43 protein-coding genes and 3 pseudogenes are annotated in these 23,529 nt (G+C 33.2%); 35 read left to right on the plus strand and 11 right to left on the minus strand.

Translation table 11 applies throughout. The features are described from left to right. The first annotated feature begins 9 nt into the window (after positions 1–9). From J3U24_RS06305 to J3U24_RS06315, 3 genes are all read left to right on the plus strand, one after another. Positions 10–273, plus strand: a complete 264-nt coding sequence (locus J3U24_RS06305; protein ID WP_267337312.1) for a MafI family immunity protein — start codon at positions 10–12, stop codon at positions 271–273. 127 nt (positions 274–400) lie between these two features. Continuing rightward, complete coding sequence (locus J3U24_RS06310) at positions 401–655, plus strand: HNH/ENDO VII family nuclease (protein WP_267337311.1); 255 nt, start codon at positions 401–403, stop codon at positions 653–655. A gap of 8 nt (positions 656–663) precedes the next feature. Beyond that, positions 664–1,134 carry an SMI1/KNR4 family protein gene (locus tag J3U24_RS06315; protein ID WP_267337310.1) on the plus strand — a complete coding sequence of 157 codons (471 nt, stop codon included), beginning with the start codon at positions 664–666 and terminating at the stop codon, positions 1,132–1,134. A 71-nt stretch (positions 1,135–1,205) separates the two neighbouring features. On the opposite strand, the gene J3U24_RS06320 is transcribed toward J3U24_RS06315, so the two are convergent. Together J3U24_RS06320 and J3U24_RS11605 are read right to left on the minus strand one after the other, a co-directional pair. Continuing rightward, positions 1,206–1,433, minus strand: a complete 228-nt coding sequence (locus J3U24_RS06320) for a SymE family type I addiction module toxin (RefSeq protein ID WP_267337308.1) — start codon at positions 1,431–1,433, stop codon at positions 1,206–1,208. A gap of 116 nt (positions 1,434–1,549) precedes the next feature. Further along, positions 1,550–1,678 (minus strand): annotated as a pseudogene (locus J3U24_RS11605) (transcriptional regulator); the annotation flags it as partial. A 93-nt stretch (positions 1,679–1,771) separates the two neighbouring features. Between J3U24_RS11605 and J3U24_RS06325 the strand changes: the two are divergent. The 4 genes from J3U24_RS06325 to J3U24_RS06340 all read left to right on the plus strand — a co-directional run bounded on the left by J3U24_RS06325 (position 1,772) and on the right by J3U24_RS06340 (position 4,483). Beyond that, entirely contained in the window at positions 1,772–1,912 is a 141-nt protein-coding gene (locus tag J3U24_RS06325) for a hypothetical protein (protein ID WP_267337306.1), read from the plus strand. A gap of 9 nt (positions 1,913–1,921) precedes the next feature. Then, entirely contained in the window at positions 1,922–3,409 is a 1,488-nt protein-coding gene (locus tag J3U24_RS06330; protein ID WP_267337304.1) for a VENN motif pre-toxin domain-containing protein, read from the plus strand. Further along, positions 3,406–3,960 (plus strand): immunity 42 family protein, encoded by a 555-nt coding sequence (locus J3U24_RS06335; RefSeq protein ID WP_267337303.1) that lies wholly within the window; start codon positions 3,406–3,408, stop codon positions 3,958–3,960. The genes J3U24_RS06330 and J3U24_RS06335 overlap by 4 nt, the downstream gene beginning before the upstream one ends. Before the next feature lie 133 nt (positions 3,961–4,093). After that, positions 4,094–4,483: a hypothetical protein gene (locus tag J3U24_RS06340; protein WP_086361260.1), complete on the plus strand. Its 390-nt coding sequence runs from the start codon at positions 4,094–4,096 to the stop codon at positions 4,481–4,483. 45 nt (positions 4,484–4,528) lie between these two features. On the opposite strand, the gene J3U24_RS11610 is transcribed toward J3U24_RS06340, so the two are convergent. Further along, the gene (locus J3U24_RS11610; protein ID WP_416380725.1) at positions 4,529–4,687 is read right to left on the minus strand and encodes a SymE family type I addiction module toxin; all 159 of its coding nucleotides are present in this window, start codon (positions 4,685–4,687) and stop codon (positions 4,529–4,531) included. A gap of 400 nt (positions 4,688–5,087) precedes the next feature. Here J3U24_RS11610 and J3U24_RS06345 point away from each other — a divergent pair, with 400 nt between their 5' ends. The 8 genes and pseudogenes from J3U24_RS06345 (at position 5,088) to J3U24_RS06375 (ending at position 8,580) form a co-directional block, all read left to right on the plus strand. After that, positions 5,088–5,750, plus strand: a complete 663-nt coding sequence (locus J3U24_RS06345) for a hypothetical protein (RefSeq protein WP_267337301.1) — start codon at positions 5,088–5,090, stop codon at positions 5,748–5,750. A 68-nt stretch (positions 5,751–5,818) separates the two neighbouring features. Next, positions 5,819–6,223, plus strand: a complete 405-nt coding sequence (locus tag J3U24_RS06350; RefSeq protein WP_267337300.1) for a DUF4279 domain-containing protein — start codon at positions 5,819–5,821, stop codon at positions 6,221–6,223. 283 nt (positions 6,224–6,506) lie between these two features. After that, positions 6,507–6,578 (plus strand): annotated as a pseudogene (locus tag J3U24_RS11615) (hypothetical protein); the annotation flags it as partial. Positions 6,579–6,595: 17 nt separating this feature from the next. Further along, on the plus strand, positions 6,596–6,883 hold the full coding sequence (locus tag J3U24_RS06355) for a YrhB domain-containing protein (RefSeq protein ID WP_267337298.1): 288 nt from the start codon (positions 6,596–6,598) through the stop codon (positions 6,881–6,883). A gap of 150 nt (positions 6,884–7,033) precedes the next feature. Continuing rightward, the gene (locus J3U24_RS06360; protein WP_267337297.1) at positions 7,034–7,426 is read left to right on the plus strand and encodes a hypothetical protein; all 393 of its coding nucleotides are present in this window, start codon (positions 7,034–7,036) and stop codon (positions 7,424–7,426) included. A 1-nt stretch (position 7,427) separates the two neighbouring features. Continuing rightward, the gene (locus J3U24_RS06365) at positions 7,428–7,871 is read left to right on the plus strand and encodes a hypothetical protein (protein WP_267337295.1); all 444 of its coding nucleotides are present in this window, start codon (positions 7,428–7,430) and stop codon (positions 7,869–7,871) included. Positions 7,872–7,911: 40 nt separating this feature from the next. Next, positions 7,912–8,235, plus strand: coding sequence for a hypothetical protein (locus J3U24_RS06370; RefSeq protein WP_267337294.1), 324 nt, complete (start codon positions 7,912–7,914; stop codon positions 8,233–8,235). A gap of 3 nt (positions 8,236–8,238) precedes the next feature. Continuing rightward, on the plus strand, positions 8,239–8,580 hold the full coding sequence (locus tag J3U24_RS06375; RefSeq protein WP_267337293.1) for a hypothetical protein: 342 nt from the start codon (positions 8,239–8,241) through the stop codon (positions 8,578–8,580). 62 nt (positions 8,581–8,642) lie between these two features. Here the strand turns inward: J3U24_RS06375 and J3U24_RS06380 are convergent, their stop codons facing one another. After that, positions 8,643–8,846: a hypothetical protein gene (locus J3U24_RS06380; RefSeq protein ID WP_267337291.1), complete on the minus strand. Its 204-nt coding sequence runs from the start codon at positions 8,844–8,846 to the stop codon at positions 8,643–8,645. A 314-nt stretch (positions 8,847–9,160) separates the two neighbouring features. Between J3U24_RS06380 and J3U24_RS06385 the strand changes: the two genes are divergently transcribed. The 4 genes from J3U24_RS06385 (at position 9,161) to J3U24_RS06395 (ending at position 10,164) form a co-directional block, all read left to right on the plus strand. Next, positions 9,161–9,421, plus strand: a complete 261-nt coding sequence (locus J3U24_RS06385) for a hypothetical protein (protein ID WP_267337290.1) — start codon at positions 9,161–9,163, stop codon at positions 9,419–9,421. A 26-nt stretch (positions 9,422–9,447) separates the two neighbouring features. Then, positions 9,448–9,633: a hypothetical protein gene (locus J3U24_RS06390; RefSeq protein WP_267337289.1), complete on the plus strand. Its 186-nt coding sequence runs from the start codon at positions 9,448–9,450 to the stop codon at positions 9,631–9,633. A 107-nt stretch (positions 9,634–9,740) separates the two neighbouring features. After that, positions 9,741–9,845: a polymorphic toxin type 50 domain-containing protein gene (locus J3U24_RS11620; protein ID WP_416380488.1), complete on the plus strand. Its 105-nt coding sequence runs from the start codon at positions 9,741–9,743 to the stop codon at positions 9,843–9,845. Between the two features lie 22 nt (positions 9,846–9,867). After that, positions 9,868–10,164, plus strand: a complete 297-nt coding sequence (locus J3U24_RS06395) for a hypothetical protein (protein WP_267337288.1) — start codon at positions 9,868–9,870, stop codon at positions 10,162–10,164. 40 nt (positions 10,165–10,204) lie between these two features. On the opposite strand, the gene J3U24_RS11625 is transcribed toward J3U24_RS06395, so the two are convergent. Next, positions 10,205–10,426: a SymE family type I addiction module toxin gene (locus J3U24_RS11625; RefSeq protein ID WP_416380726.1), complete on the minus strand. Its 222-nt coding sequence runs from the start codon at positions 10,424–10,426 to the stop codon at positions 10,205–10,207. 57 nt (positions 10,427–10,483) lie between these two features. On the opposite strand from J3U24_RS11625, the gene J3U24_RS06400 reads away from it, so the two are divergent. From J3U24_RS06400 to J3U24_RS06415, 4 genes are all read left to right on the plus strand, one after another. Beyond that, entirely contained in the window at positions 10,484–10,951 is a 468-nt protein-coding gene (locus tag J3U24_RS06400) for a hypothetical protein (protein ID WP_267337287.1), read from the plus strand. Next, positions 10,948–11,412: a DUF4279 domain-containing protein gene (locus J3U24_RS06405; RefSeq protein WP_267337286.1), complete on the plus strand. Its 465-nt coding sequence runs from the start codon at positions 10,948–10,950 to the stop codon at positions 11,410–11,412. Before J3U24_RS06400 ends, J3U24_RS06405 begins: the two co-directional genes overlap by 4 nt. Positions 11,413–11,907: 495 nt before the next feature. Further along, positions 11,908–12,096 carry a hypothetical protein gene (locus J3U24_RS06410; RefSeq protein ID WP_267337285.1) on the plus strand — a complete coding sequence of 63 codons (189 nt, stop codon included), beginning with the start codon at positions 11,908–11,910 and terminating at the stop codon, positions 12,094–12,096. A 21-nt stretch (positions 12,097–12,117) separates the two neighbouring features. Further along, positions 12,118–12,357, plus strand: coding sequence for a hypothetical protein (locus J3U24_RS06415; RefSeq protein WP_267337284.1), 240 nt, complete (start codon positions 12,118–12,120; stop codon positions 12,355–12,357). Between the two features lie 44 nt (positions 12,358–12,401). On the opposite strand, the gene J3U24_RS11630 is transcribed toward J3U24_RS06415, so the two are convergent. Then, on the minus strand, positions 12,402–12,530 hold the full coding sequence (locus tag J3U24_RS11630; protein WP_416380486.1) for a SymE family type I addiction module toxin: 129 nt from the start codon (positions 12,528–12,530) through the stop codon (positions 12,402–12,404). A gap of 233 nt (positions 12,531–12,763) precedes the next feature. On the opposite strand from J3U24_RS11630, the gene J3U24_RS06420 reads away from it, so the two are divergent. Continuing rightward, positions 12,764–15,172 (plus strand): VENN motif pre-toxin domain-containing protein, encoded by a 2,409-nt coding sequence (locus tag J3U24_RS06420; protein ID WP_267337375.1) that lies wholly within the window; start codon positions 12,764–12,766, stop codon positions 15,170–15,172. Beyond that, positions 15,162–15,644 (plus strand): hypothetical protein, encoded by a 483-nt coding sequence (locus J3U24_RS06425; RefSeq protein WP_267337283.1) that lies wholly within the window; start codon positions 15,162–15,164, stop codon positions 15,642–15,644. Before J3U24_RS06420 ends, J3U24_RS06425 begins: the two co-directional genes overlap by 11 nt. A gap of 48 nt (positions 15,645–15,692) precedes the next feature. Here J3U24_RS06425 and J3U24_RS11635 read toward each other — a convergent pair. Further along, positions 15,693–15,803: pseudogene (locus tag J3U24_RS11635) on the minus strand (type I toxin-antitoxin system SymE family toxin); the annotation flags it as partial. 525 nt (positions 15,804–16,328) lie between these two features. On the opposite strand from J3U24_RS11635, the gene J3U24_RS06430 reads away from it, so the two are divergent. Further along, positions 16,329–16,955: a polymorphic toxin type 33 domain-containing protein gene (locus J3U24_RS06430; RefSeq protein WP_267337282.1), complete on the plus strand. Its 627-nt coding sequence runs from the start codon at positions 16,329–16,331 to the stop codon at positions 16,953–16,955. A gap of 10 nt (positions 16,956–16,965) precedes the next feature. Further along, complete coding sequence (locus J3U24_RS06435) at positions 16,966–17,367, plus strand: DUF4279 domain-containing protein (protein ID WP_267337281.1); 402 nt, start codon at positions 16,966–16,968, stop codon at positions 17,365–17,367. A gap of 45 nt (positions 17,368–17,412) precedes the next feature. On the opposite strand, the gene J3U24_RS11640 is transcribed toward J3U24_RS06435, so the two are convergent. After that, entirely contained in the window at positions 17,413–17,511 is a 99-nt protein-coding gene (locus J3U24_RS11640) for a SymE family type I addiction module toxin (RefSeq protein ID WP_416380485.1), read from the minus strand. Between the two features lie 489 nt (positions 17,512–18,000). Between J3U24_RS11640 and J3U24_RS06440 the strand changes: the two genes are divergently transcribed. Then, on the plus strand, positions 18,001–18,228 hold the full coding sequence (locus J3U24_RS06440) for a hypothetical protein (protein ID WP_267337280.1): 228 nt from the start codon (positions 18,001–18,003) through the stop codon (positions 18,226–18,228). A gap of 13 nt (positions 18,229–18,241) precedes the next feature. Beyond that, a complete protein-coding gene (locus tag J3U24_RS06445) occupies positions 18,242–18,625 on the plus strand; it encodes a DUF596 domain-containing protein (RefSeq protein WP_267337279.1) in 384 nt (127 codons plus the stop codon). A gap of 59 nt (positions 18,626–18,684) precedes the next feature. Here the strand turns inward: J3U24_RS06445 and J3U24_RS11645 are convergent, their stop codons facing one another. Next, positions 18,685–18,888: a SymE family type I addiction module toxin gene (locus J3U24_RS11645; RefSeq protein ID WP_416380720.1), complete on the minus strand. Its 204-nt coding sequence runs from the start codon at positions 18,886–18,888 to the stop codon at positions 18,685–18,687. 26 nt (positions 18,889–18,914) lie between these two features. Between J3U24_RS11645 and J3U24_RS06450 the strand changes: the two genes are divergently transcribed. Continuing rightward, positions 18,915–19,589, plus strand: coding sequence for a hypothetical protein (locus J3U24_RS06450; RefSeq protein WP_267337278.1), 675 nt, complete (start codon positions 18,915–18,917; stop codon positions 19,587–19,589). Between the two features lie 259 nt (positions 19,590–19,848). Here J3U24_RS06450 and J3U24_RS06455 read toward each other — a convergent pair whose 3' ends face one another. Further along, positions 19,849–20,025, minus strand: coding sequence for a hypothetical protein (locus tag J3U24_RS06455; protein ID WP_267346980.1), 177 nt, complete (start codon positions 20,023–20,025; stop codon positions 19,849–19,851). A gap of 50 nt (positions 20,026–20,075) precedes the next feature. Here J3U24_RS06455 and J3U24_RS06460 point away from each other — a divergent pair, with 50 nt between their 5' ends. Together J3U24_RS06460 and J3U24_RS06465 are read left to right on the plus strand one after the other, a co-directional pair. Then, positions 20,076–20,306 carry a hypothetical protein gene (locus J3U24_RS06460; RefSeq protein ID WP_267346981.1) on the plus strand — a complete coding sequence of 77 codons (231 nt, stop codon included), beginning with the start codon at positions 20,076–20,078 and terminating at the stop codon, positions 20,304–20,306. Positions 20,307–20,308: 2 nt separating this feature from the next. Next, on the plus strand, positions 20,309–20,638 hold the full coding sequence (locus J3U24_RS06465) for a hypothetical protein (RefSeq protein ID WP_267337274.1): 330 nt from the start codon (positions 20,309–20,311) through the stop codon (positions 20,636–20,638). Between the two features lie 96 nt (positions 20,639–20,734). On the opposite strand, the gene J3U24_RS11650 is transcribed toward J3U24_RS06465, so the two are convergent. Then, a complete protein-coding gene (locus J3U24_RS11650; RefSeq protein ID WP_416380482.1) occupies positions 20,735–20,836 on the minus strand; it encodes a SymE family type I addiction module toxin in 102 nt (33 codons plus the stop codon). Between the two features lie 372 nt (positions 20,837–21,208). Between J3U24_RS11650 and J3U24_RS06470 the strand changes: the two genes are divergently transcribed. From J3U24_RS06470 to J3U24_RS06480, 3 genes are all read left to right on the plus strand, one after another. After that, complete coding sequence (locus tag J3U24_RS06470) at positions 21,209–21,481, plus strand: hypothetical protein (RefSeq protein WP_267337273.1); 273 nt, start codon at positions 21,209–21,211, stop codon at positions 21,479–21,481. A 958-nt stretch (positions 21,482–22,439) separates the two neighbouring features. Further along, on the plus strand, positions 22,440–22,775 hold the full coding sequence (locus tag J3U24_RS06475; RefSeq protein WP_267337270.1) for a DUF6572 domain-containing protein: 336 nt from the start codon (positions 22,440–22,442) through the stop codon (positions 22,773–22,775). A 290-nt stretch (positions 22,776–23,065) separates the two neighbouring features. After that, a complete protein-coding gene (locus tag J3U24_RS06480; RefSeq protein ID WP_267337269.1) occupies positions 23,066–23,368 on the plus strand; it encodes a hypothetical protein in 303 nt (100 codons plus the stop codon). Positions 23,369–23,529 lie beyond the last annotated feature (161 nt).

Genomic DNA, 23,529 nt, shown 5'->3' on the forward strand with positions numbered 1-23,529 from the left:
AGGTAAAAAATGCAATATTTAGATAATAAAATTAGAGAATTTGGTGAATTATTTAAAAATCGCTTAAATAACGATCTTTTACAAGATGCTATTTATTATGTTGATTGCAATGAAAGAGGGTTAGCTTTTGAGACAATTTGTGATCATATTAGTGAATACGAAGTTCCTATTACAAAGAAAGAATATGATATTGCAATTAGTATTTGTAACGAATTAAAAATGGATACTAATGATATTAGCATTAAACATATGTATGATTTAATTTCTGAGTAAAATACTTGCCCTGTTCAATCTTAATGATAACAGGGCAGCGGACGAACATAAAAACCAAATTGCTCCAGCCACCTGCCTTTAATGGTCAGATGTGGTCTAGAGTTCATGGAAGGTAAACGGTAAAACAGTGACAGGAACAAATTTAGAACGTATGGCAAATGGATTAGCTCCTATAGGAAGTGATGGTAGATCAGTCAATTTGCATCATATGATTCAAAGGCAAGATGGGGCTATAGCGGAAGTTACACAATCATTCCATCAACAATATAGTGATAGAATTCATATTAATCCAAATACTATTCCTTCGGGAATAAATCGTAACCAGTTTAACAAATGGCGCTCTAATTATTGGAAAAATAGAGCAAATGATTTTAAACAATAGGTGATTTCATGAGTGTAAATGATGTGAAAGATACAATAGCTTTGATTGAACAAGATACAGAAAACGCAGATTTTGATGGGCATAAGGATCTTAGTTTAATTTTAGCTGCTGAAACTGCTTTAAATATTAAATTCCCAGATAGTTATTGTTATTTTTTAGAAAATCTTGGATGTGGGGATATATATGGTCAAGAATTTTTTGGGATAACAAAAGCTGATTTCATAAATTCTGGTATACCTAATGCTATATGGTTGACATTAAAAGAAAGAAAAGAATCAGATTTACCTGAATATTTGGTAATTGTCTATTTTGGTGGAGATGGTGATTATTATGCTATTGATTGCCGTGATCCCCATAATGCACCTATTGTTTATTGGGAACCTGGGGCATCTAAGAAAAGTGATAAGTTGCACAAAATAGCTGATGATTTTGGTATTTTTTTTAAAGAAACAATTTTAAATGCTAAAGAAAATTGGTGATTATTTATAAATTTTTTATAGTTCTGTGATCTACTTCATAGAACTAACTAAATTTAAATTAACTATAAGATTTACTTTTCAATTTCCAACACTAACTTGCCCTGTTCAATCTTAATGATAACAGGGCAGCCCACACAAAACCCTATCTGTTCAAGCCACTTACCTTTAATGGTCAGTTGTGGTCTGGAGTTGCGATTTGTGCCTTGTGGCACGTAGCCGATGGTATAAAACCGTTCGTTGGGTTGCGATGCAGGCTCTTTGCCTGTAGCTGATTTTAGCTTAGAATGTGTCTTAGCCATAGTTAACTCCAGTATAGTTAGTTGTGGTTAGCAGGTTAGCGGTGGTGGTACACCGTTAACCTGCGCTGTTATTTACTGTCTTGTGTAACTTCTCTTCTTTAGTCGCCCGGTTTTAATCAACCAATCAACTGCTTAGCCTGATGCTTTAAAATCATGGCGTCTAAAATCTCTTTAACTGACTTCTGCTCGTCAGCAGTCATCTGCTTGACCGCCTCAAACTTAAGCTCATCTTGTGGCTTTAGTTCCTCACTTTTTCAACTATCCACTAATCAAAATCATATCGAAAATAAAGCTAGTTATAATAAAAAAGCGATGAACAGTCGATAACTCACTCCGCTGTGTCAGACGGCACCATTATTATCCGCAATGAGAATGAACAAAAGCAAGATATCGCGGGATTAAGTCGTGATACTGAGCATGCCAATAATGAACTCAAACACATCTTCGATAAAGAGAAAGAACAAAGCATCATAGACTAGACCCGATTAGTGAGTGAGATTGGTGGTGAAACATTAACCATGCTTAACAACATCGACCGCATTAAAGCGACCGAAGAGGCGAAAAAAGCTGTAGAGGAAGAAAAACAAAAATCCCAAACACCGTTAACAGAGAAACAAGAACAAAAAATTTATGAAGACGCCTATAAAAAGGCGATGGACAATGGTATGTCCGCTATGGGTAGCAATACTCGTCAAGGTATCGACATGGCGGTCAATATCATTAATGGTTTAATCTCTGGCGATATGACCGGTGCTGCTGCAGGTGCATTAGCACCTAAAATTGCCTCAATTATTAAATCGCAAACAGAGCATTACGACCCGATAACCGGAGAGAAAAAAACCGATTACATATCCAACACAGTCTGCCATGCAATACTGGGGGCTGTTGTTGCTGAGCTACAAGGGAATTCAGCCCTTGCTGGAGGACTAGGCGCTGTAGCCTCTGAACGTGGTGCTGAAATAATTGCCGGTATACTTTATCCGGGCAAATCTATAGATAAATTAAGCCAGGATGAAAAACAACAAATCAGCGCCCTCGCCCAACTGGCTACCGCCCTTGCTGTGGCAGCCGGTGGTGGTGATATTCAGGATATCAACACCGCCGTTGCTGGTGGTAAAAATGCCGTTGAAAATAATGGAGCTGCCTCAATGGCTAGCAAACAGGTAGTTAAATTATGTTTTCAAAACCCTGAATGCAAAGATGTAGCGACTAAATTAATCATTAATGGTGCAGCTGCCACTGGCGTTGTATTAACTGCATCACAAATAAATATTGATAATATTAACGAGCTTATCGAAAAGTATGTATGGGACGTTTCGGATATACTCTTAATTGAAGTAAAAAAAGGCTTTAAAAATCCTATTGGACAACCAAATGATTTAGATAGTATTATTTCAGGAGGTATTTCTAATTTGCCGTTTAATGAAGGATATCCAATTCCAGAACCATTACCACCATTACCTGGTTATGAACCGTTAGATCCAGAAGAATTAGGTCCGAATCATACAGGGCACGGTGGTGGTTTAGATAATATAGAGTTTCCAAATCATACAGGAGGTAATCAAATCCCCGAAGCGTTACCTCCGTTGCCGGGTTATGAACCAATAGATCCTGATTGGATAAATAACGCTTTAACTGCGGATAATAGATTACCTATTCCGCAAAAAACAACCGCAAGTAATGGGCTTAATATTGAATCAAATACTAAGCATACTCCGGGAGCTCAAGGATTTAGACCTAATGCAGGAGTTGAACCGAAAAATTCACTTGAAATTTTTGAAGGCTCTATATCTATAGATGGCAATAAACATCGTTATGGGATAGACTCAGAAGGAAATATTCATAGATATTCACCGAGTAATAATGGTGTGTATCACTGGTCTGGTAGCACTGGAGATAAAAAAAATCCACTAAATAAAAATGATATTCCAATATGGTATCAAGAAACAATTAGGAGTAAAGGGAAAATAGGATGATTTTTGGTGACCCGTATCGTTTTGCAGTTATTATAGAGTATATTCCAGAATGGAGTAATGACAGTTTTAAAAACGGTCTTTTTCATTTTTGTATTGATGGCTACTTTTTTCCAGATGAATTAAAAACATCGAGCCTTTGGGTCGATATATCTTCTTTAATTGATAGATCTAATGCTCTAATTTCATATCCTGAAAATAAAGAATTATTTAATATGAATATTTCTGATGCTTTTAGAGTAATGTTAGGAATGATTTCACCAGAAGCTATCGGTTTGGAAGAAGCTAGTAATTTTAATCAAAACTATTGTTATCAAGCTTCAACAGAAAATATTAATGATTCAGGCTTCATTATCTTTGCTGTTTCAAATGATGATATGATAAAAATTCTTGGTGCTAAATATAATGAACTTAAAGAGGATAATAAAGGTGATCGATATTGGCAATATATAGAAAAACCAAATATTAGACAGATAATTATTTCTAAAAAGGAATTGGCTATTATTATTAATGAAGTGAAAAGATATAGTTCATCATTACAATTTCTATCATAGTATTAATCTTTATTTAAATCACTTTAGCTTAGCAAACTATCTTGCAGAACTGAAGAAATTATCTTTAAACAGAATAAATAAGAAGAAAAAAGTATTGAATGGAAAAATATGAGGGAAATGGTAGAAACTATTAATGAGTATTAATTTAAGTGATCCTATCAAGATTATTTTTAATGAGATAGAAATAGATGATTATTTACCGTCAATTAAATTCAAAATTGATATTAATATAAATCAGTTCACTCATCTTTTAGCATATAGTGGAGAAATTTGGATTGAATGTAGCGTCTGGGATCGATTCTCTAAAGGGCTTAATGAGGGAAAAAACACTATATTAAATGATATGGATGATACTTTTATCATAAAGATAATAAAAAGTAATGAGTTCATAGAGTTTGCATGGTCAATTAAGAGACGAGATCCTGAAGGAAATGTTATGACTGCAGATTATAGCAGTAAAATTACTGATGATGTTTACTCTGTCATCAAAAATGAATTTATTAATTATCCTAAGTGGTGGTAGATAGTAAATCTCCCACCTAACCAACGGGGCTCTTCTTATCTATTTTTAGATCTGCATCGCAAGTTCAATAATTAACTTGCCTTGCTCAATATTAATGATAACAGGGCAGCCTACATAAAACCCTATCTGCTCCAGCCACCTGCCTTTAATGGTCAGTTGTGGTCTGGGGTTGGACTTTGTGGCATATAACCCTCGGTATAAAATCGCTTAGTGATGGGCTGGGTGTGTTTTGTGTACGGTTGATTTTAGCTTAGAATAGGTCCTAACCATAATTAACTTCTAATTTATTAGTTGTAGATATCAGACTACAATTTCTTTAATCAATCAATTTTTTAACCGCCTCAAACATCAACTTGATTTATCCAAAAGTAGACCACAACGTGGTGTAGCGATGGCACAGAAATCAAGGCTAGTGACATAAGCTTATTACCAAGGAATCACAACAATAAAGACAGTTAAATCTCATCAACTCACATAATGTTAAACAGCATAGACTCCTCAATATTTTTTACATAATAATGATGAAAAACAACAAATCAGTGCCCTCGCCCCTACTGCTACTGCTCTTGCTGCTGGTGGTAAAAATGCCGTTGAGAATAACAATATGGCGACATTTGCAGCAAAACAAGGTATAGAGCAATGTTTTCACTCACCAACGTGTAAAAAGCAACTTATCGACAGTATAATTACAACAGCCGCATTGGCTGAATTTACATTAACTGCATCCGAAATAGACCTTAACACTATTAATAAATATCTGGAATACACTAATTTCCTTGATTTATGGGATTTAGTTAAACCATCTTACATAGGTGAAAAAGTAACTATTAACCCTGTAGATGTTTTTGTTCGAAGAGGGTTAAGTGTTGAAGACGCTGAAGCTTTTTTAAATAGCTTAACATTAAATGAGAGACAACTTATTAGCCTCGCTTATGCGGATCCGATGGAAAATGAATTCCTTGAAGAAAACGTATTAAGAGTTTATAACTTAGATTATGATAATTACCTTAATAAAAAACAAGGTCATCAAAATAACAATGATGTATCGGAAGGTGCTGGGACTATCGCGGCAGGTGGGACTTCAGGATTACCGCCTGATGATGACGGTAATAAGAATGATTCTGACAAGAAACCAGATATAAAAATGGCAAATGATAGTTACCTTAAAAGAAAGGGATTTGATCCTCATAAGATTAAGGAGGAGTTTTTTGGTAAAAGAAGTAATGCTAGATATGACATTTATGTTGATAAAAAAGTGGAGAGCTAATGTTGTTCAGAAAAGGAGGTTTAGGTGATGGGGTCAGAACTGGCTATTTTATTAAATAGGATATAAAAATGGAAAAAACAACAGTATCTGCATCATTTTCTATCTATGGTGATGATTTTGTTTTAGATGATGTAATCAAACTGATGAATATAGAACCAACAGAAACCAGAATTAAAGGAATAATTCCAAAAGATGGAAAACGAGAAAGTATTGAAACAAGCTGGACAGTAAGTACTAAAGAGGAAAACTCATTTGACATTAATGAACAACTAAATCAGATAATTGCCTTATTAAAACCTAAAAAAGATGTATTGCTAAAAATAAAGGATAATTTTCAAGTTAATTTCGTTTTTATGATTTTAATAAAAATAGAAAATAATGAAAAACCAGCAATATATTTCGATACAATAAGTTTAGATTTTATTAATGGAATAAGTGCTGAAATAGAAGTTGATTATTACATTTATAGTTAAGATACAATGATCCCGTAGTTCTGCGATTTTGTCGCAGAATTGGATTAACTTTTTATCAACGCTGCGATCTACTTCGCAAGTTGGACAATTAACTTGTCTTTTTTTAGTAGTATGGAGTCCCAATATCCGTATTAGAAAAACATATGGAACAAAATTTCAAAATGTCAGTGGTTCTAATAATATTATTGAGCAAATGTCAAATGCAGGAACTGGTGTAAGGGGTATTGTATTCAGTTCCTACGGGCCGGGGTAAACAGGGCATGTTTTTAATGTTGTAAATCAAAATGGGAAAATACGTTTTTTAGATGGTCAAACAGGTAAAGCTGCAGATATAAGCAAATTTAGATCTTTCTAATTTTTAAGGACTAATTGATGATTACTTTTATTGAAGCGTTAAATAAAGCTAAAAATTATTTAGCTCAATACGATATTCCTGTAGAAATTACTGTAATAGACAGATTTTCTGAAGGATGGATTTTTTGTTTCCAATCCAGAGAGTTTTTAGAAACAGGCGACTTTTCAACACAATTAATCGGTAATTGTCCATTTATAATAGATAAAGATAGTGGAAAAATATATGAGTTGGGAACTGCATACCCTTTAGATGTATATATTCAAGAATATGAAAATAAAAAAGGTAAATTGAAATTTTTTAACTGATATACAAATTAATAAACTTACCTCTTCTGCCAATAAATTAACAGAAAAAAAATTGAGCAAATTAAGAACGGATTAGCTGCTAATCAAGCTAAAAATGAAAGTCTGGCTGGAAAAGGAACGAGTGGTACCCCAACCGAAATTTTAGAAGGAATGAATAAACCAGTTAGGCAGCCAAATGCTGAATTTCCACCTAACCAAACCGTAGCCGATGCTCTTAAACGTGATGAATTTAAGAATATGGCTAAATGTTCAGGAATGTATTGTTCTGAAATTGCAGAAAAACTTTTAAATGTTGTCGGTGGGAAAGGAAAGATTATTGAAGTAAGCCCTAAAAACAAAGGTCAATTAAATGTTTTTGAAAATGGAATAACTGAATCTGGTCAATATTATCACCAAATTTATACTGATGGTAAATACATTTATGACTCTCGTTTGTCATCGCAACCAATACTAAAAGGTGATTGGGAGAAGCATATTAAAGCGATCAATCCTGATGGGGTTATGATTTCTGATAAATTATATGGTTTAAAAGGAAAGAAATAAAATGTCTACATATAAAATACCTGACCGTGAGGGAAATCTATTAAATATCATTGAAAAAGTTAGCCCTCTTGAATGGAGACGTTATAATCAGCGATATCCACAAGTAAGAGTCAATAATCAATTAGAAATAAAAGACTGTTCAAATGTTCCTCCATTTGTAGCATTTCGGTTTGAAAATGAGTCAGAAGAAATTATTAATAAATTAAGACTTCTTATAAGGAAGTATTCAGGTTTTATTAAGTGGGAACTTCATGAACATAAACGGGAAAATTTACCAGGAACAAACTGGGTTATTAGACCATTTCGAATAACAGAAATAGCATCAGTAGCACGAGATAAGGGACTATTGCCTGAAGAATACTTATCCGAATATGAACCAGAATTTGGTTCTCTAGCATTTGATGACCTAAATAATCTAACAAAATATATTGCAAATAACCTTTAATTAAACAAAAGCTGAAAAGGGGGCGAGTGGACATTCAGCATTGACTCATTTTCCTGAAAATCCAAATGATTTAAGTAAAATATTAGGGGTAGAGCCTAAAGTTACAACTACACAACATGGAACCACTCGAATGGTTTGGGAACCAAATAGTAATACAAGAATTCGTTATGAAAGCCATCCTGGTGATAGTGGAACTTTCAATCCTCGCCATCATGGAGAGTATTATCATATAGAAATTAAGCCTGATAATTTAACTTGGAATCAAGCTAAGAGACAAAATGCGATTCAGAAAGTTAAACCTGAGGATTATCAAGTGGGCTATGGTACAGGTTTTCTTCCATGCGAAAAACATCCAGGACAATAAAATATGTTATTAAATGAACTAAATATATCAGATGGAAAGATAATAAATTTTAATTCAAGTTTACTTGAACTTAAGATCTTATTACAAGATTGGCAAGAACAAAGATGGTTGATCACTTTTAAAGATGTTCTATCAATTCAATCTATGAGTGTTGAATGTGAAGAACTTTCTCATGTGGAGATTCTTAAAGAAAATAATTTTAAAACATATACTTTAGAATATTTTTCTGATGAAAATTCAATTAATTATTTTTGTTATAATTTTTATGGTGCATGGTCTGATAGAGCATTATTAACTATAATTGCCACGAACAATTACAGTATAAGTAAATTAGATGACATTTAAATAAAATTAATTCTCATTTTAAGATAGGAGCTGATTTTTTAGTATAGTATAAAAATCTCTTTCTACAACTTATGCTGTTCAATCTTAATAATAACAAGGCTGCCTGTATAAAACCTTATCTGCTCCAGCCACCTGTCTTCAATGGTCAGTTGCAGTTTGGAGTTGGGCTTTGTGCCTTGTGGCACGTCGGTATAAAACCGCTCATTGAGTTGTGGAGCTGATGTTTTGCCTGTGGTTGATTTTAGCGTAGAATATATCTTAGCCATAGTTAACTTCTAATTAATTAGTTGTAGATATCAGACTGCAATTTCTTTAATCAATGATTATTTTTACTTTTCTTTTTTATCTAACCAGTTTTAACCAAACAACGTCTTAACCACCTAAAACTTCAACTTAAGTTATCCCAAAGTAGACAACAACGTTGGTAGCTATAGCACAGAAATCAAGACTAGTGACATAACCCTTGGTCTCAATAAGTCAAAAATCAATAACTCATTTAGCACTAAACGGCATAGACTTCTAAATTATTCTTATAAAATAATAATGATGATGAATAACAGCACCAAGATCTTGTCGATGCTTGCTCCCCCCCTACTCTTCTGTTTGTTTTAATCACATTAAAAATGCAGTAGACGGTGGCATAGTATTATTTACTGAAACTGATTTAAACAGTCCAGTTGGTGAAGCAGGAATTTATTCTGTAGCTGAATTATGCAAAGGACTACCAGATAGCTGTAGTTTAATTTTAAATAATCAAGACAGGAAGAATCAGCAAGATGCGGATTGCAATTTACATAATCCAATCCTCATAGCAGAAAGAGCAAAAGATGATATATATTAAGTCATATTGGTATTGATACGACTTATTTGTCTGATAAAGAAACAGTTGATAAAGTTAATGAAATAGGTTTAATGATTTCTGCTGAGATTGTGGGAGCTGGAAAGGGAAAGGGAACAAATAATACTTCTTCAGTCAAGATAAATAAGGGCCAACAAAACAAGCACATAGAAGGAACCAATGAATTTAAAACAGCGGGCAACGAAGTATTTTAAAAGTATCTCCTGAATCTTTACTTCCAAATGTAGGAAAAGGTAAACAAATCGGGAACGTTAAAGTTGGTTTACCTAGTTCAAAAGGACGTATTAATTTTGGATAATTTATTGGTTATTATGTTGATCCTAAAACAGGTGTATCTACCCCGACAACGAAAGGAATAGTACATTATGGGAAAAATGTCATAAATATTGTCCCATCAAGACCATAATTAATATATTTGAGAATATTACATGAATGATTATATTTTAGATTTAAAGTTATCAATACAAAGAGCTTTACTTGGAGAGATTACTCCGAACATTAGATGTGTGACAATAAATATTATCAATAAGAAAATCGAGTTATCCTTTTTTATTGATGGAAAAGTAACAGAAGATGATCAAGAAAACATTTCATGTATTGAAACGGAAGTAATAGCTGATTTTGAAGATGATTTTGATATTAAAACTAATATAAAAAGAATTGATTATCCATATCCAATAGTAATTGAACATGGCTATTGTGTTTACAGAAGAAAAGAAGATTAACCTCATATTTCAAATATTATTAACCGGTTGATTATTAGAATTAACAGGTAAGCTCAATAATCAACTTTCCCTGTTCAATCTTAATGATGACTGGACTGCCCTCATAAAAGCCTATCTGTTCAAGCCACCTGCCTTTAATAGTAAGTTGTGTTCTGGGGTTGGATTTTATGCCTTGTGGTACGTCAGTATAAAATTGCTCATTGGATTGAGATGCCGGTGCTTTGTCTGGGGTTGATTTGAGATTAGAATGTGCCTTAGCTATAGTTAACGCCTTGAAAGTTGACGGAGGTAATAAAAATCATTACATAATATAATAACGATGACGCCAGAAGATGTCGGTGGTAGTTTAGTTGACACCAGCATAACATGGGGTACCGCTTATATCGGCGGTAAACTTATGCAATGGACGGGAGAAAAATGGATACCTCTAAATAAGAATGAAGTAAATGCCGGAAAGGGGACGACTAATGGAGCAACCCAACTACCAAACGGAACGTGGGTTGATGCAGAAGGATTACCATTACCCGTTCCTCCTAGTATTGGTACAAGTGGTAGAGTTCCTAGAGTTTTACAAAGTGGTGGTAATACATTAAATCAAAGTACAGCAAATGCTCTGAATAAATATTTTGATCAAAATATTTATTTACGTGAATGGGATAGAGCACTTGTATCGCTTAAAAAAGATAATAATATACGAAATAATCATCATGGAAGAATTTTAGATAATGGTGATTATATTAATTCGAATGGAAATGTTATAGGTAATATTGGAGACTATTTAAAATGATTTCAATAAATTCTAGGCGAACCCCCATATATCCAGAATACCCAAGTTGTGATGAATGTTATGTAGCATTGTTAATATATCCCAATGATATTCACCCTGATAAGATAACTGAACTTTTGAAAATTGAACCAACACAAAAAAATATTATTGGAACTAAGAGTATTAATCGTATCGGAAGAATTAGAGAGATTAAAACTTCTGGATGGTTTTTATCATCAAAAGATTATGTTATATCTAAAGACTTAAGAGAACATTTAGATTGGTTACTAAATAAAATAGCACCATGTAAAGAGGCGTTAGAAAAATTACAATCATATGAAAACGTGACTATGGGGATTGATTGTGTATGGCGCTCATTGGCTGGTCATGGTGGACCTGTATTATGGCCAGAACAAATGAAAATAATGAGTAGACTTAATTTGGAATGTAGTTTTGACATATATTTTGTCAATGATGAGTAAATTGATATTTTTTGGGGAAATGTTTTATTATTAGCGTGATCATTATATTGAATTTTATATGAATAAATTAAGATAACGTTATTCAAAATAAGACATTAACCCCCATATAATAGTTGGCAAATCAATCCCTATCCGCTACTTGGCTCTGTTCAATCTTAATAATAACAGGGCAGCCTGCATAAAACCCTATCTGTTCAAGCTACTTGTTTTTAATGGTCAGTTGTGGTCTGCATTTGGGTTTTATGCCTTATAATACAGTGCACGGTGATGTTTAGATAATATAGATATTCCGCATAATACGGAAGATAATCAAATCCCCGAAGCGCTACCTTCGCTCCCAGATTATGAACTAATAGATCCTGCTTGGATAAATAATGTTTTAACTATTGATGAATTAATTAATTCTGCCAATAAGCCAGTAAATGCGAAGGATTATCTGAGGCGGCTAGAGCTTGGGAAAAACATGCAGGTAGACAAGGAGGAACATTTGATCCATTGAAAGGTAATATTACTCAAAAGAATGCATCAGCTAGTGAATTTGTTAAGAGAGTATTAGAAAACCCTAATACTATTAGAACAGAATTATCTCGTGGTGGCGTTGAATTTAGATTACCCAACAGGCAAGGAATCCGCTATAACGCTGATGGTTCTTTTTCTGGTTTTTTAGATCCAAAAAAGAAATAACTAACAAGGGAATAATTAATTATGAGTACTGATTTTGAAATTGACTTTTTTAGTGATAATAAGTATGAAAAAATAACTATTGAAATATCCTACAAAGGACAAATACTTTGCCAATTAAATAAAGACAAAGGTATTTCTAAAATAGAAATAGAGTTTTTCTTTGATTCCAGAATACTAGTAGAACAGGTAACACTAAAATTCCCACTTGATGAATTTATTAATATTTTAACTGAAGCAAGACAGGAGCTTGTTACTGCATAAATAAAAGCTCCTCTTTGGTTAAGAAATCAAGCTTTTATTATTTTTTAGATCTGACATGCAAGCTCAATAATCAACTTGCCCTGTTCAATCTGAATGATAACAGGGCAGCCCACATAAAACCCTACCTGCTCCAGCCACCTGCCTTTAATGATCAGTTGTGGTCTGGGGTTGATTTGAAATTAGAATATGCCCTAGCTATAATTAACTCTTTGATAGTTGACCAAGGTACTAAGCTACTACCTATTAATGTTGCATTACTTGTTATTTTATCCACCCTATTTAACCAGTAACTAATCTACTTTTAGTTAAAAAGACATCCCAAGATATTTTATATCATATTTTTTTCTTTCAGTAACTTATCAATCTCCTAAAACAACTTCAAAAACTTTTAACCTTAGAACTAAATATCAAAACAGGTAATGATGCCAATATCATTGCAGGACAAGTAAAAGGCGACAAAGTGGTTGCCGATATTGGTCATGACTTAAATATCGAGTCTAAACAAGATACTGACCATTATCACCAAAAAAGCAGTTCAACATCGGTGGGAGGCAGTTTTTCTTGGGGCGGTACCAGCAGTGTGAATGCCTCAACAAGCTCAACAAAAATGAACAGTGATTGGGCAAGCGTGACCGACCAATCGGGAATATATGCTGGCAAAGGCGGATTTGACATCAAGGTTGGTAACAACACCGACTTAAAAGGTGGTGTAATAGCATCAGATGCACCAAACAGCAGCCAAAACCGTCTTGATACAGGCAGTATTAGCTTTAGTGATATTGAAAACAAAGCCAAGTACGATGTTAAAAGCAGCAGCGCTGGGATTAGTAGCAGCGGCATGCCATCACTACCAACAAGTCGTAATAAGAAAGAGAGTGAAAGCTCAATAACTCACTCCGCTGTGTCAGACGGCACCATTATTATCCGCAATGAAAGTGAACAAAAGCAAGATATCGCGGGATTAAGTCGTGATACCGAGCATGCCAATAATGAACTCAAACACATCTTCGATAAAGAGAAAGAACAAAGCATCATAGACCAAACGCGATTAGTGAGTGAGATTGGTGGTGAAACATTAACCATGCTTAACAACATCGACCGCATTAAAGCGACCGAAGAGGCAAAAAAAGCGGTAGAGGCAGAAAAATCCAAAAAACCGTTAACAGAGCAACAAGAACAAAAAATTTATGAAGACGCCTATAATAATGCGATGAACAATGGTATGTCCGCTATGGGTAGCAATACTCGTCAAGGTATCGATATGGCGGTCAATATCATTAATGGTTTAATCTCCGGCGATATGACCGGTGCTGCTGCGGGTGCATTAGCACCTAAAATTGCCTCAATTATTAAAGGGCAAACAGAGCATTACGACCCGATAACCGGGGAGAGAAAAATCGATTACATATCCAACACAGTCTGCCATGCAATACTGGGGGCTGTTGTTGCTGAGCTACAAGGGAATTCCGCCCTTGCTGGAGGACTAGGCGCCGCAGCCTCTGAACGTGGTGCTGAAATAATTGCCGGTATGCTTTATCCGGGCAAATCTATAGATAAATTAAGTCAGGATGAAAAACAACAAATCAGCGCCCTCGCCCAACTGGCTACCGCCCTTGCTGTCGCAGCCGGTGGTGGTGATATTCAGGATGTCAACACCGCTGTTGCTGGGGGGAAAAATGCTGTTGAGAATAACTATTTGACCGAAAAAGATATTGAGAAGGCAAACAAAAAATATGCAGCTTGTCAAAATGATGAAATGTGTAAGTTACAAGTTCTTCTCGAAACTAATGCTCTTGAAAAAGATAAAGAAAACGAATTGTTTGATTTTAAGCAACAGTTACAACGTGAAGCTTTAGAGTTGTCACAAGAGGTTATGATAGCATGTCAAAACGATTCTCTTTGTGTAATGGATGAACTGAATAAAGTAAATCGTTATATTAAAGCAAAAGAAGCAGCATACATGGATGCCATACTTGATGGAACACCGAAAGATAAATTGGTATTTGAATATTATCCAGAGGGAAAATATAACGCTTGGCTTGATATGATAAAGTATGGTGCAAATAAACGTAAAGATGAGCTTATAGAATCAGGTAAATCATTAATAGAATATATTGACAGCCATTCATTGGGTGAGGTTGCAGGAAATCTTTGGGATGGTATAGTAGACACCACAGAAGGTATTATAAAAAAACCAGTTGATTGGTATTCTCAGGATATACCCGCACAATCCTTGGAAAAATCATTACATAATATAGTAACGATGACGCCAGAAGATGTCGGTGGTAGTTTAGTTGACACCAGCATAACATGGGGTACCGCTTATATCGGCGGTAAACTTATGCAATGGACGGGAGAAAAATGGATACCTCTAAATAAGAATGAAGTAAAAGCTGGAAAGGGGACGAATAGTGCAACAACTCAAATACAACCACAAAAACTCGATCCAATATTTGCTAACGATACTTGGTATCCAATTAAACGTTATCAGCTTGTAGAGAAAAATGGTATTTGGTATACCGTAGGTGAAAATGGATCAATGTATAGGGCAAAAGGAACATATGATTTTGTAACTATAAATGGAAAAACATATGTCTCTAGAACATCCTCAAAAGAAAATGCAGGCCATTTTGATATATCAAGAGGTGCACAACAAGTTGATTATGCAGGTTCAGTTAAATTTGGCTGGAGTGATGGTACAAGAGGGGTATTAAAAGAGTTTGATAATTCTTCTGGTCATTATAAGCCTAAGGCTGAGAATGCACATCAATCAGGATTACCATTAGATAAATTTAAGGAGCATAATGCTAAATGATATTATAAATAAGCTTCCTGATGGAAGGGCCGAGAATGAGTTAGTTCATTATTTAAAAAAACTACCAGAATATGAAAGTTCAACTCTGATAGCAACCCTGCTAAAACATGATTCTGATTTAGTTAGAGGATCCTTATTGAGGTTGCTACCCCGTGTTATTAGAGATCATAGTCTGTTAATAATGTTTTTAGATATGGGGTTAGAAAAAAGAAATGTTTCAGGAATTAAGCTTTGGATTAAAGCAACAGTATCGGGATTAGGTTATAAAAAATTACTTCACCATATGAAAAAAGTCGCTGAAACAAATCCTGACTGGATAGCATATGCTTGGTATCAATTGGTTCCTCTTGTAAAAAGGGAAGCTCCCGAACAGATTCAGTATTTACAGAAGATAGAAAAAATTGTTGATGATTATTTATGTAATGAGTTACAAGATTTTTGGTTGAGAAATAAGCAAGCAGTACCTATTTAATTGGACTTAGAATCCCACCTAACCTGTGTAGATCTTACTTATTATATTTTAGTTCTGCATTGCAAGTTCAATAATCTGCTTGTTCTGCTCAACTTTAATAATAACCGGAAGTCCTGCATAAAAACCGAGCTGTTCAAGCCCCCTGCCTTTAATAGTAAGTTGTGGTCTGGGGGTGGGTTTTACTTACGACATTAAATCGCTTATTAGTTTGTGATACTAGAGGTACGTCTGAGATTAATTTTAGCTTAGAATAGGTCCTAACCATAATTAACTTCTAATTAATTAGTTGTAGATATCAGACTACAATTTCTTTAATCAATCAATTTTTTAACCACCTCAAACATCAACTTGATTTATCCAAAAGTAGACCACAACGTGGTGTAGCTATGGCACAGAAATCAAGGCTAGTGACATAAGCTTATTATCAAGGAATCACAACAATAAAGACAGTTAAATCTCATCAACTCACATAATGTTAAACAGCATAGACTCCTCAATATTTTTTACATAATAATGATGAAAAACAACAAATCAGCTCCCTCGCCCCTACCGCTCTTGCTGCTGGTGGTAAAAATGCCATTTAGAATAATAATATGGCGACATTTGCAGCAAAACAAGGTATAGAGCAATGTTTTCACTCACCAACATGTAAAAAGTAACTCACCGACTATATAATTAGCCACATTGGCTGGAGTAACATTAACTGCATCCGAAATAGACCTTAACACTATTAATAAATATCTGGAATACACTAATTTCCCTGATTTATGGGATTTAGTTAAACTATCTTACATTGGTGAAAAAGTAACTATTAACCCTGTAGATGTTCTTGTTCCAAGAGGGTTAAGTGTTGAAGACGCTGAAGCTTTTTTAAATAGCTTAACATTTAATGAGAGACATCTTATTAGCCTCGCTTATACGGATCCAATGGGAAATGAATTCCTTGAAGAAAACGTATTAAAAGTTTATGACTTATATTATGATGATTACCTTAATAAAAAACAAGGTCATCAAAATAACAATGATGTATCGGAAGGTGATGGGACTATTGCGGCAGGTGGGGCTCCAGGATTACCGCCTGATGATGACGGTAATAAGAATGATTCTGACAAGAAACCAGATATAAAAATGGCAAACACCGATTATTTGAAAAAGAAAGGATTTGATGCTCATAAAATTAAGGAAGAATTTTTTGGTAGGGGAAGTAATTCTAAATACGATATTTTCATCGATAAGAAAAGTGGAGAACTTCTATTATTTAGAAAGGGTGGATTGGGTGATGGGGTCAGAACTGGTTATTTTATAAAATAGGGCATGAATAATGGATAAAACAACGGTAGCGGTATTTTTTTCTATTTATGGTGATAGTTTTGATTTAAATTATGTTACAAAAGTATTAGAGATAAATCCAACAGAAACAACTATTAAAGGTAATATTCCTGAAAACAAAACTCGTGCCAGTGTTGAAACAAGTTGGTCTATAGGTACTGAAGAAACAATATCATATGATATCAATGAACAACTAAGTACGCTGATCAATTTACTTGATAATAAAAAATCTGAGTTATTGATAATAAGAAAGAATTTCAATGTAAAAATTTCTTTTTTAATTCTAGTAAAGGTAAGAAATAATGAAACACCAGCAATGTATTTTGATGAAAATACATTGGAATTTATTAATTATATTAAAGCTACGATCGATATAGATCTTTATATTAGCTAAAATTAATAATCCCAGCCTAAAAACTGGGATTTTTATATCTGCGATCTATTTCGCAAGTTCAATAATCAACTTGCCCTGTTCAATCTTAATGATAACAAGGCAGCCTACATAAAAGTCTATCTGTTTAAGCCACCGACCTTTAATAGTAAGTTAAGGTCTGGGGTTGGGTTTTATGCCTTGTGATACGTCAGTATAAAATTGCTCATTGGATTGAGATGCCGGTGCTTTGTCTGTGGTTGATTTTAACGTAGAATATCTCTTAGCCATAGTTAACTTCTAATTAATTAGTTGTAGATAGCAGACTACAATTTCTTTAATCAACCAATTTCTTAACCACCTCAAACATCAATTTAAGTTATCCCAAAGTAGACCACAGCGTTGGTAGCTATAGCACAGAAATCAAGACTAATCACATAGCCTTATTACCAATGAATAACAACAATGAAGACTGTTAAATCTCAATAACTCATATAATATTAAACAGTATAGACTCCTCAATAATTTTTACAAAAGATAACGAAAAATATCAAAATGAAAAGCAACAAAAAGGATTTGATGAGTTAAAAGACATTTATAATAAAGATACAAAATGGTGGGAATCGTTACACTACTCGAATTTATGAAAGCCAAAATTTGTCAGATAAACAAATATATAATTATGCAGAGGAATTAGCTGGACAACCTTTGACAAAGGTTAAAGATGGTATTTATACTGCACGTCTTCAAGATGGAACTAATATTACATTAAGAAATGTATCCAATTCAAATACGGGCGCTCGTTGGACTATTGATATTAAAAATAACCCAACGTTATTAAGATTATATAATGGGCTTAATAAAGCTGAAATAAAATTTAAGTGAGAAAATTATAAATATGATTAAAGAAGCTGAGTATAACTATGTGGTTGATTGTGCAGAACAACAATCATTAAATGGGTTATGGGCGTATATTGCACCAAATATGTTGCCGTCCTTAAAAGTTACTGGAAACGAGATTCCATTCCCAAAAAGAAAAGCGTTATTTTTTTATTTTGTTCATAGATTACTAAAAGAAGGTCGTCTTAAGTTAGCAAAATATGGACATCTTCTATCGGGTTCAATAGACGATCAAATAAAATTATTTTATGACGCTTTTCCAAAAACGGCGGATGGAATGTTTGATAAACAAAAATTAATGGATGATTATTGGTTTTTTGATGATACTTGTCCGGCAGAAGCCGTCTGGGTTTTGGATGATGGTTCTTTAGAATGGACTTAGGTAGTGAGTTCACAATAAATTACCTTTTTATTAGGTAATCTACTTGTCAAGTTGGACAATTAATTTGCCGTTTTAACGGTGATAGTTATCGCTTGTCCGGTTTTAAATCCCATCGCCTCCAGCCAATTATCTTTTAAGTGTGAGGGTGTAGTTGGTGCGAGCCTGTGTGGATTCGAGTTTGTGGCGTATGTTGATGTAGCCAAAGGTGCAATGACGTTGCGAAGCTTCTCGCAGAGTTTTACCATAGAATGTGGGTTAATCATGATAACTATCTCTTAAGGAAATCATTATGATTATTGATTTTAAACTTAGAAAAACGAAAAATATTAGAAGTGATAATGATGTTTTAAATTTTGATTATGTAAAAAAATTATCTAAAGATTTTCCTGCTATGAGTTTAGAAAAAAAATATCAAGATCGCGAACATGGTTATACTGATATTTTGTTGAAATTAATTGATGCATGTCATTTAGATATGAAAAATTATTATCTTGGATATTATAGTGAATTTGTACCATTACAGGACAATAGCAAAATATTAAAATATAAAGGTTATTGGTTTGTCAAAGATTCACAAAATGAAAAATACGCAAATTTATGGGGGAAACGTTATTCATTTTTGACTCATAAAAAAGAGTTCTTATTAGAAAAACAGGACAAATTGAAAATGAGTGGCATTGTTTTTTTAAATCTAAAAAATACTAATGAAATAGAAGAACTAATAAAAAGTGTTTCATATAATGTTGACAGAGGTTTCTTTTTTATAATACAAAAAAATTTTTTAGACGAATTTGAAGAAATTATTAAAAAATATGATTACTCTGATTACATTGACTTTGTTGTAAACAAACATGGATGTGTATTTATATTATTAGGAGATGAAGATAATAAATCTTCGGAAATAGTGGTTATTTCAAATGAAATAATAATCAATCGAATAATTCATAATATTGAAAATTTTTAAAAGCAATTTAGCCTAAAATAAATTTCAATAACTAATTTAATTTTAATAAGTTATTTTATCACAACTTAATCTACTTTTAGTTAAAAAGGTATCCCAAGATATTTTATATCATATTTTTTTCTTTCAGTAATTTATCAATCTCCTAAAACAACTTCAAAAACTTTTAACCTTAGAACTAAATATCAAAACAGGTAATGATGCCAATATCATTGCAGGACAAGTAAAAGGTGACAAAGTGGTTGCCGATATTGGCCATGACTTAAATATCGAGTCTAAACAAGATACTGACCATTATCACAAAAAAAGCAAGAGGCAGTTTTTCTTGGGATGGCACCAGCATTGTGAATGCCTCAACAAGCTCAACAAAAATGAACAGTGATTGGGCAAGCGTGACCGACCAATCGGGAATATATGCTGGCAAAGGCGGATTTGACATCAAGGTTGGTAACAACACCGACTTAAAAAATAGATTCAATGAAATATGATATGATTAACGGAAAATATGATTTTAAAAAACCTGAAAATATCATAGCCGGATATGTTGATGCTAAAGGAAACTATTATATTACGGAAGGCCATCATAGAATGGCTGCTGTAATGGAAATTTATAAAAAAACTGGAGATGCCTATTATATCAATAAATTATTATCAAATGGGAAATGGACAGAAACACAAAAACCTCCGATCGATGCTAAACCTCCACCAAAAAGAAGGTAATTATGTTAAAAAATGAAATATATATTGAAATTTTGGAATGGGCATTACCTTATATAAGAAATGTTCAGTCACAAAATTCGTTTAGGAAAGCTAATGATAAATCTTGTTATTATGAAGCAGAATTAGTTCATAATTTACCAAGAAAATTATTAACACCAAACTTTACAGACAGTGATATACATTTTTTAAATTATCAAGCTAAATTTTATTATGATAATTGTAATGAAGAAATTTCAATAAATTATCCAAAGCAGGTTTTTTATATTAAAGAATTATTTAAAATAGTACCGATTGAATTACAAGATAAATTGATTTGGAAAGGACCAGAATAATTAATTTTTCTTGTGATTTTATCAGTTCTGCTATTTAGGTCGCAGAACCGAGCTAATTATTTATCAATAATACGATCTACCTCGCAAGCTCGACAATCAACTTGCTTTTTTAGCGGTAATAGTGACGAGTTGTCTTATGGTGAATCCGAGTTCATTTAGCCAGTTACCTTTAATGGTCAGATGTGGTCTGGGGTTGATTTTATTTTAGAATGTATCTTAGTCATTTAGTAATAATTAGCTTCTAACTACTTTTCGTGGATATCAGACTGTAATTTCTTTAATTAATGATTATTTTATAATTTTCTTCTTTTTCTACCAGTTTTAACCAAGCAACATCTTAACCACCTAAAACTTCAATTTAAGTTATCCCAAATTAGAACACAATCTTGATAACTGTAATATAGAAATCAAGACTAATGACATAAGCTTGATACCTATGACATCAATTCCGCCGTCGCCGGTGGTAAAAATTCGCTTGAGAATAATTATTTAGGTTTAGCCTTTAGTAAGGCTGCAGAAGCACAATGTGATAAAGAAAATTTGGAGTGTCAATCTAAAGCTTTTAATGAAATGATTAAAGGTTATAATGAAATTATTGATAAGGGAGCAAAAGTTCAGGCAGCTGTTGTTGGTAGTGGTTTAACAGTCGGATGGTTAGTGCCTGAAGGAGCAGTTATTAGTGGCTTAATAAATGGAACTTTCGATGCATGGTCACAATATATAAAAATCCTAGATGGAAGTATTAATTGGAATAGGGTCACAATTCAAACTGGAACAGGTCTTTTGGGAACTATTGCTGGGAATTCAGTCGGTGGAGTCGCCTCAAAACGCTGTAGAAGGTGAAGATCCATTAGATGGTGCCTAAGTTCTGCAATAACGACTGTTCCAGGTTATTTTTGTGAAAAATTTGTTCAAAGTTCATTAGGTAAATACTTTAATCCTGTATCCAAACAATATGAATGGATCCCAATAGGAAAATTGACGATAACTAAACCGGTTTCTAAGAGTTCGCCTCCAGCTTGGGGTGGAAGTCTCACTGATTCAATACTAAATAAGTCTGCAAGTGATTTCTTTGATAATATGCGGAAGAAAAATAAAAATGAAAGCAAATAGAAAATATATGGCATTATTATTTTTAGTAATAGCAACACCTTTAATATTATTTTGTACTATTATTATATATGCTTTAATAGTATATATATTTTTTTATATTAAAAATGGTAATGTTATATTTGATATAAATGATTTATATTCAGGATTTAAGTTAATCCCCTTAGGTATCCCGGCTGGGATTGTCATCTGGTTTGCTGAATGTCGACGATACGGAATAAAGATCTTTGGCAAGTAAAGTTATATCTTTTTGTTTTACTCGATTCTGAGATCTCTATAGCAAAACTAAGGAAATTATTTATTAGTTATGCTATCTACTTCGCAAGTTTGCGAATTAACTTATCCTTTTTAGCGGTAATGGTGACGCGTTGTTTTGTGGTGAATCCGAGTTCATTTAGCCTGTTGCCTTTAATCGTAAGCTAAAGTGAGGGTGTACCTTTACCAACGTTACGGCGATAGCAAATGGCGTAATAGTGTGGTTCATCTTTAATAGATCTGTTTTGGGCTTTGAATTTACTTGTATTTGTGACTAATATGGGGTTTAGAATAGACCTTAGTTAAAATAATTATCTTGGAAAAATGGCGGTACAATTATTGGTGCTGGTAAACCTGGATTTGAAGGGGAGGCCAAAATACCTCAGATAAAAGTAGAAGTAGTTAGACCCAAGCCCAATGGAGATTAATACATTTTATGACTATCGAAGATAAAAATAAGATTGATATGATAACAATGACAAAGGAAGGTATATATCCTCAAAAAGTGATATTGATTATAACAGATCACTTGAATTGGGAATCAGATATCAATGAACATCTATTTCAATTACAAGAAAAACTAAATGTTTATATCAATGTTATTGAAAGTAAAAATATATATAAATATTTCCCTGATGCTAAAGGAAGAGATAATTTTTTAATAAAAATATATTTTAAGTACCAAATACCAGATGAATGTATATGCTTTTTGGAAAAGATTAACGAAGTTATAAAAGCAATTAATATATCAATAGAGTTTGAAATAGGTTGATTCTAAAGGTTACCCAGAATTTAGGTTGTTTATTTGTTAAAAAATGAACAGTTATTTTGTCATCAATTTATCCTTTAAATCGAGCCATTATTTTTATTGATTCAGCCTATAAAGCAAGTCCTACTATCAACTTGCCCAGTTCTAGCTACCTGCCGTTAATGGGATGCTACTTTTATTAATAAATTAATAAAAAATGGACGTTGGACTTCAACCTATAAACCGCAAATTGATGCAAAACCTTTACAAAAAAAGGAATAAGTAATACGAATAAGAGTCATATATATAAAGAAATGTTAGAGTTTGCACTAACGTATATTAGAAATGTTCAATCACAAAATGCTTTTATAAAAGCTAAAGATAAATCATGTCTTTATGAGTCTGAATTAGTTCATAATATTATGATTAGTATTTTAGATAAGAATTTTACAGAACATGATTTATGGTTTTTAAATCATCAAGCTAAATTTTATTATGATAATTGTAATGCAAAAATTTCAATAAATTATCCAAAGCAGGTTTTTTATATTAAAGAATTGTTTAAAATAGTACCGATTGAATTACAAGATAAATTGATTTGGAAAGGACCAGAATAATTAATTTTTCTTGTGATTTTATCAGTTCTGCTATTTAGATCGTAGAACCGAGCTGATTATTTATCAATTATACGATCTACCTCGCAAGCTCGACAATCAACTTGCTTTTTTAGCGGTAATAGTGACGAGTTGTCTTATGGTGAATCCGAGTTCATTTAGCT

This window comes from Gilliamella sp. B2785, from assembly GCF_026537005.1.
GTDB lineage: Bacteria > Pseudomonadota > Gammaproteobacteria > Enterobacterales > Orbaceae > Gilliamella > Gilliamella apicola_E.